This is a genomic window from Streptomyces sp. EDA2-14, from assembly GCF_054963755.1.
Map to the genome: position 1 here is coordinate 135,062 of NZ_JBUEGE010000023.1, position 6,581 is coordinate 141,642.

Here is a 6,581-nt window from a genome sequence, read left to right on the forward strand (position 1 = left end):
AGGAGACATGACCCGGTATCTCCTGCGGAGGCTGGTGTTCCTGCTGGTCTCCCTCGTCCTCGCGTCCGTCGTGCTGTTCGTGCTCCTTCGCATGCTGCCGGGCGACCCGGCGAACGCGCTCACCTCGGTGGGCGCCTCGCCGGAGCAGATCGCCGCGGCCCGGCACTCCATCGGCTCCGACAAGCCGCTGCCCGAGCAGTTCACGCACTGGATCGGCCAGCTGGCGAGCGGTGACCTCGGCACGTCCTTCGTGTCGTCGCTGCCGGTCGGCCCGGAGGTGTCGCAGCGCCTGAACGTGACGGTGCCGCTGACGCTGTCCGCCTTCGTACTGGCCGTGCTGATCGCGGTCCCGGCCGGGTTCGTCGCCGCGTACAAGCGGCGCACCTGGTACGGGGCGCTGCTCAGCGGCGTCTCCCAACTCGGCATCGCCGTCCCGGTGTTCTGGCTCGGCATGATCCTCATCGCCGTGTTCGCGCTGAACGCGGGCTGGCTGCCGTCCGGCGGCTTCCCGCAGGACGGCTGGGACACACCGGGGCCCGCCGTGCAGTCACTGGTGCTGCCGGTGGTGACGGTGGCGCTCGTGATGTCGGCGTCCCTCATCCGCTACGTACGGTCGGCGACGCTCGACGTCCTCGACAGCGAGTACCTGCGCACGGCGCGGGCGCTCGGCTCCTCGTTCGGCCGGGCGATGTGGCGGCACGGACTGCGCAACGCGTCCGTGCCGGTCATCTCGATCCTCGGCATCGAACTCGCCTCCACCCTGCTCGGCGCGGTCGTCGTCGAGTCCGTGTTCGCGCTGCCGGGGCTCGGCTCCATGCTCGCGACGGGGATCGCGCAGCACGACTACCCGGTGATCCAGGGCGTGCTGTTCGTGTCGACGTTCGGGGTGCTGATCATCGGGTTCGTGGCGGACCTCGTGCAGCGGATCGTGGACCCGCGCCTTCGCGGGCGGCTCTCGGGAGGCGGTGTGCGATGAAGCGCAGATCATCGGTCACCCTGTGGACGGGCGGCGTCTTCGCCGGAGTCGTCGTGCTGCTCGCGCTCGTCTCCCTGTTCTGGCTGCCGTACGACAGCGACGACACGTCCGGCGGCCGGCTCGCCGCACCCGGCGGCGGGCACCTGCTCGGCACCGACAAGCTCGGACGCGACCTGTTCACGCAGCTCATGACGGGCTCGCGGATCGCGCTCCAGGCCGGGCTCGGCTCGGTCGCCGTGGCGGCGCTGCTCGGCGTGACGCTCGGACTCCTCGCCGCGTTCGCGCAGGGCTGGTTCGACGACACGCTCTCCGCGCTGCTCGACATCCTCATCGCGTTCCCGACGCTGCTGCTCGCGATGCTGATCGTCGCCGCGAGGTCGGCGACGCTCGGCTCGGCGATCCTCGCGATCGGCCTCGCGCAGAGCGCGGTCGTGGCCCGGCTGACCCGGATCCTGGTCAAGCGGGTCCTCGCGCAGGACTACATCACGGCGTCCCGTACGTCGGGCACGACCTGGCCCCGGATCGTCGCGGGCCACGTCCTGCCCAACATCTGGCCGACGCTCGCGGTGAACCTGGCGCTCCAGTTCGGCCTCGCCGTCCTGGCGGAGGCGGGGCTTTCGTACCTCGGCCTCGGCGCACCGCCGCCGAACGCCTCGTGGGGCCGGATGCTCCAGGAGGCGCAGGCGACGTTCACGACGGCGCCGGCCGGCGCGCTCGCGCCGGGCGTCCTCCTCGTGCTGCTGGTGATCGGCGTCAACCTGATCGCGGACGGGCTGCGGGACGTCCTCGACCCGACGGCGCGGAAGGAGAGGGCGGCGGCATGAGTGAACCCTTGCTTCCCAGCGAACCCTTGCTTTCCAGCGAATCCCTGCTTTCCGGCGAACCCTTGCTTTCCGTGGACGGACTCGCGGTCCGTACGGGAGCCGGGCGCGAGCTGGTGTCCGGTCTCGGCTTCGAGATCGCGCGCGGCGAACGCCTCGGCCTGATCGGCGAATCCGGCTCCGGCAAGTCCCTGACCACGCTCGCGGTGCTCGGTCTGCTGCCCGCGGGCATGACGGTGACGGGCAGCGTCGAGCTGGACGGCACCCAGATCGTCGGCGCGCGCGAGAAGACCCTCGTCGGCGTACGCGGCCGGAGCGCGGCCGTCGTCTTCCAGGAGCCGCTCACGGCGCTCGACCCGCTGATGCGGGTCGGCAAGCAGATCGCCGAACCCCTGCGCACACGGCGGCGGCTGAAGGGGCCGGAGCTCAGGTCGGCCGTGGTGGACCTCCTGGAACAGGTACGCCTCCCGGACCCGGCCCGCATCGCCCGCGCCTTCCCGCACGAGATCTCCGGCGGCCAGCGCCAGCGCGTGGCCCTCGCCATGGCGCTCGCCTGCGACCCGGCCCTGCTCATCGCCGACGAGCCGACGACGGCGCTGGACGTGACCGTGCAGGCCGAGATGCTGGAACTGATCGACGGACTGGTGCGCGAGCGCGGCATGGCCGTGCTGTTCGTCAGCCACGACCTGGCGGTCGTCTCGAAGGTGACGGATCGCGTCCTGGTCATGAAGGACGGGCGCGCGGTCGAGTCGGGCGCGGTGGCGGACGTCGTCCGGGCGCCGCGCGAGGCGTACACGAAGGCGCTGGTGGACAGCGCGCGGCAGTTGGAGTCCGCGCTCGACCTCGGAGGTGGGCGATGAGCGCCCCTGTGCTTCCCGTACTGGAACTCGACGGGGTGTCGTACGCGTACCGGGGCGCCGCCGCCCCCGTCGTCACGGAGGTCTCCGTGGCGGTGGAGACCGGGCAGAGCCTCGCCCTGGTCGGCGAGTCCGGGGCCGGCAAGACGACGCTGCTGCGCATGCTGCTCGGGCTCGCCCGCCCCACGTCCGGGACGGTCCGCTTCGACGGCGACGAGCTGCGGCCGCGCGACCGTACGCAGATGAAGGCGTTCCGGCGCAGCGTCCAGTGCGTCTTCCAGGACCCCTACGCCTCGCTGGACCCGCGGCAGCGGGTGCGGCGGATCGTGGCCGAGCCGCTGCGCTCGCTCGGCGTCGCGACGGGGGAGGAGGCGGACCGGAAGGTCACGCACGCCCTCGAACGGGTGGGGCTCCCGGCCGACGCGGGGGAGCGGTACCCGCACGAGTTCTCCGGCGGGCAGCGCCAGCGCATCGCCATCGCGCGCGCCACCGTGTGCGACCCGCGCGTCCTCCTCGCCGACGAACCGGTCTCCGCGCTCGACGTCACGACGCGCGTCAAGGTCGTCGACCTGCTCGCCGAGCTGAAGGAGACGGCGGGCCTGACGATCGTGATGGTCTCCCACGACCTGTCGGTGGTGGCCGCGCTGTGCGAGCGCACTGCCGTGCTGGAACGGGGGCGGGTGGTCGAAGCGGGTGCCACGTCCGCGGTTCTGGGCGCTCCCGACCACGCGTACACGCGGCGCTTGCTGGCGAGCGTTCCGAGGTTGCCGACGGAGGCTTGAGCGGCACCGGGGTTGCGCCCCGGCGCTCCGCGCCTCACTCGCCGGCGGGCTTGAGATGCCCCGGTACTGCCGACCAGCCCACCGGGGTACCCTCCCGGCATGCCGCACCGGAACCGCACGGACGACCGCGCCATCACCATCGGCCCCCTGGACCTGTCCAGCCGTGTCGACGAGGCGCTCGCCGTGCAGGCGTACGCGTTCGGACTCAGCGACGACGAGATCGCGGTGCGCCACCAGATCGTGCTGCGGCACATGACCTACCCCGGCGCCCGCTCCCTCGGCGCCACGACCTGCACCGGCCGGCTCGTCGGCTTCGTCTACGGGATGCCGAACGACCGCACCCACTGGTGGTCCACCGTCGTCGAGCCGTATCTGCGGGCCCGCGACGTCGACCACTGGCTGGACGACTCCTTCGTGATCACGGAGTTGCACGTGCACCCCGGCTACCAGAACCGCGGCATCGGCCGCACCCTCATCACCACGATCACCGACGGCGCCGCCCAGCCCCGCTCGATCCTCTCCGCGATCGACTTCGACAGCCCGGCCCGCGGCCTCTACCACTCGCTCGGCTACGAGGATCTGGCCCGCCAGGTGCTGTTCCCGAGCGCCCCGCGGCCGTACGCCGTGATGGGCGCTCCACTGCCGCTCAGGCGCAGGCTCGGGTAACCGATTTCCGGCCGCACCCGCGGCCCGGCTAACCTCCTGACATCAACCTTTCGTCGCAGGAGTCAAGAATCATGGCCAAGGTCCAGGTCCAGCGCATGTCCCGCTTGATGGTGAAGACACTGCGCGACGACCCGGCGGACGCCGAAGTCCTCAGCCACAAGCTGCTGGTCCGCGCCGGTTTCGTGCGCCGCACCGCCGCCGGTGTCTGGTCCTGGCTGCCGCTCGGCCGGCGGGTCTACACGAACGTCGAGCGCGTCATCCGCGAGGAGATGGACGCCATCGGCGGCCAGGAGGTCCTGCTGCCCGCCCTGCTGCCCAAGGAGCCCTACGAGGCGACCGGGCGCTGGGAGGAGTACGGCGCGGAGCTGTTCCGCCTCAAGGACCGCAAGGGCGGCGACTACCTGCTCGGCCCGACCCACGAAGAGATCTTCACCCAGCTGGTCAAGGACCAGTGCACGTCCTACAAGGACCTGCCGGTGATCCTCTACCAGATCCAGACCAAGTACCGCGACGAGGCCCGCCCCCGCGCCGGCATCCTGCGCGGCCGCGAGTTCCAGATGAAGGACTCGTACTCCTTCGACCTGACCGACGAGGGCCTCGGCGAGTCGTACGCGCTGCACCGCGCCGCGTACCAGCGGATCTTCGAGCGCCTCGGCCTCGACTACCGGATCTGCGCCGCGACCGCGGGCGCCATGGGCGGCTCGAAGTCGGAGGAGTTCCTGGCGCCCGCCGCGGCCGGTGAGGACACCTTCGCGGACTGCCCGGCCTGCGACTACGCGGCGAACACCGAGGCGGTCGGCTTCGCCGTGAAGGCGGTCGACGCGGAGGGCGTGCCCGCGCTCGTCGAGGTCCCCACCCCCGACACCCCGACCATCGAGACGCTCGCCGCGTACATGGAGGTCCCGGCGTCGGCGACGCTCAAGAACCTCCTCGTGAAGGTCGACGGCGAGATCGTCGCCGTCGGTGTCCCCGGTGACCGTGAGGTCGACATGGACAAGGTCGAGGCGCACTTCGCCCCGGCCGCCGTGGAGCTGGTGACGGCCGAGGACTTCGAGGGCCGCGCCGACCTGGTCCGCGGTTACGTCGGGCCGCAGGGCCTGGAGAAGGTCACGTACATCGCCGACCCGCGGGTCGCGCCCGGCACGGCGTGGATCACCGGTGCCAACAAGGACGGCGTGCACGCGAGGAACGTCGTCGCGGGCCGTGACTTCGAGGTCTCCGAGTACGTCGACGTGGTCGTCGTCCAGGAGGGCGACCCGTGCCCCAAGTGCGGCACCGGGCTCAAGCTGGACCGCGCCATCGAGATCGGCCACATCTTCCAGCTCGGCCGCAAGTACGCGGACGCGTTCCAGCTCGACGTCCTCGGCCAGAACGGCAAGCCGGTGCGGGTCACCATGGGCTCGTACGGCATCGGGGTCTCGCGGGCCGTCGCGGCGCTCGCCGAGCAGCACGCGGACGACAAGGGCCTGATCTGGCCGGAGGAGATCGCCCCCGCCGACGTCCACGTGGTGGCGGCGGGCAAGGCGCTCCAGACCGAGCTGGCCCTGGAGGTCTCCGACAAGCTGGCGGCCGCGGGCGTACGGGTGTTGGTGGACGACCGCCCCGGCATCTCGCCCGGCGTGAAGTTCACCGACTCCGAGCTGATCGGTGTCCCGAAGATCCTGGTGGCGGGGCGCCGCAGCGCCGACGGCGTGGTGGAACTGAAGGACCGTCGCACGGGCGAGCGCGAGGAACTCACGGTCGCCGAAGCGATCTCCCGCCTCACGTCGTAACCGGCCCCCCGGCCACGCCTCACGGCGCGGCCGGGCCCCGCGGGACCTGGTCACGCGCCCCCGACGTCGCAACGCCACCCCCGGCCGCGCCGACGCACCCCGGCGCCCCTGGCCGTGCCGACGCGTCCCGGTGCCCCTGGCCGCGCCGACGTGTCCCGCCGCCCCTGGCCGTGCCGATGCGTCCTGCCGCCCCGGCTGGGCTGACGCGCCCCGGTGCCCCTGGCCGTGCCGATGCGTCCCGGCGCCCCTGGCCACGCCGACGCGCCCCAACCCCGCCGGCCGGGCTGACGCGGCCCGGTACCCCCGGCCGTGCCGACGCGGCCCCGTTAGCTGGTCCGTGGGATGCGCCTGCCGATGCGCCACCCACGGCACCGCACCACACCCCAGTTCCCTCCGCCATCTCCCACCCTCCCGCCCCCTCCGGGGGCTCCGGCCCCCCGGTGCCGTGGCGGGCGCCTCCCGTACCCGTTGCGCGGCAGCGGGCGCCGCCTTGCCCACCCTGCCGCCCGAGGCGGCAGATTGCCCAAGGCGAGGTGAACCCTCCCGGTTCGGGTGGGGAGCTGTCCGGGCGGCAGTTTGCCCAAGGCGAGGTGGACCCTCCCGGCCGGGTGGGGAGGCGTTCCGGCGGCGGATCGCCTAAGGCGAGGTGGTGGCCCAGGCTGGGTGGGGAGCCGCTCCGGGCGGTGGATTGTCCATGGCGAGGTGGC

At 72.5% G+C, this 6,581-nt stretch carries 6 protein-coding genes; all 6 read left to right on the top strand.

Translation table 11 applies throughout. The features are described 5' to 3' along the window. Positions 1–7: 7 nt before the first annotated feature. Positions 8–976 carry an ABC transporter permease gene (locus ACY34M_RS36480; protein WP_462722627.1) on the top strand — a complete coding sequence of 323 codons (969 nt, stop codon included), beginning with the start codon at positions 8–10 and terminating at the stop codon, positions 974–976. Then, positions 973–1,800, top strand: coding sequence for an ABC transporter permease (locus ACY34M_RS36485; protein WP_462722626.1), 828 nt, complete (start codon positions 973–975; stop codon positions 1,798–1,800). The genes ACY34M_RS36480 and ACY34M_RS36485 overlap by 4 nt, the downstream gene beginning before the upstream one ends. Further along, positions 1,797–2,657, top strand: coding sequence for an ATP-binding cassette domain-containing protein (locus ACY34M_RS36490; RefSeq protein ID WP_462722625.1), 861 nt, complete (start codon positions 1,797–1,799; stop codon positions 2,655–2,657). The genes ACY34M_RS36485 and ACY34M_RS36490 overlap by 4 nt, the downstream gene beginning before the upstream one ends. Continuing rightward, the gene (locus ACY34M_RS36495) at positions 2,654–3,436 is read left to right on the top strand and encodes an ABC transporter ATP-binding protein (RefSeq protein ID WP_462722624.1); all 783 of its coding nucleotides are present in this window, start codon (positions 2,654–2,656) and stop codon (positions 3,434–3,436) included. The genes ACY34M_RS36490 and ACY34M_RS36495 overlap by 4 nt, the downstream gene beginning before the upstream one ends. Before the next feature lie 99 nt (positions 3,437–3,535). Beyond that, the gene (locus ACY34M_RS36500; protein ID WP_462722623.1) at positions 3,536–4,102 is read left to right on the top strand and encodes a GNAT family N-acetyltransferase; all 567 of its coding nucleotides are present in this window, start codon (positions 3,536–3,538) and stop codon (positions 4,100–4,102) included. 71 nt (positions 4,103–4,173) lie between these two features. Next, positions 4,174–5,874 carry a proline--tRNA ligase gene (locus ACY34M_RS36505; RefSeq protein WP_462722622.1) on the top strand — a complete coding sequence of 567 codons (1,701 nt, stop codon included), beginning with the start codon at positions 4,174–4,176 and terminating at the stop codon, positions 5,872–5,874. The last annotated feature ends 707 nt before the right edge of the window (positions 5,875–6,581 follow it).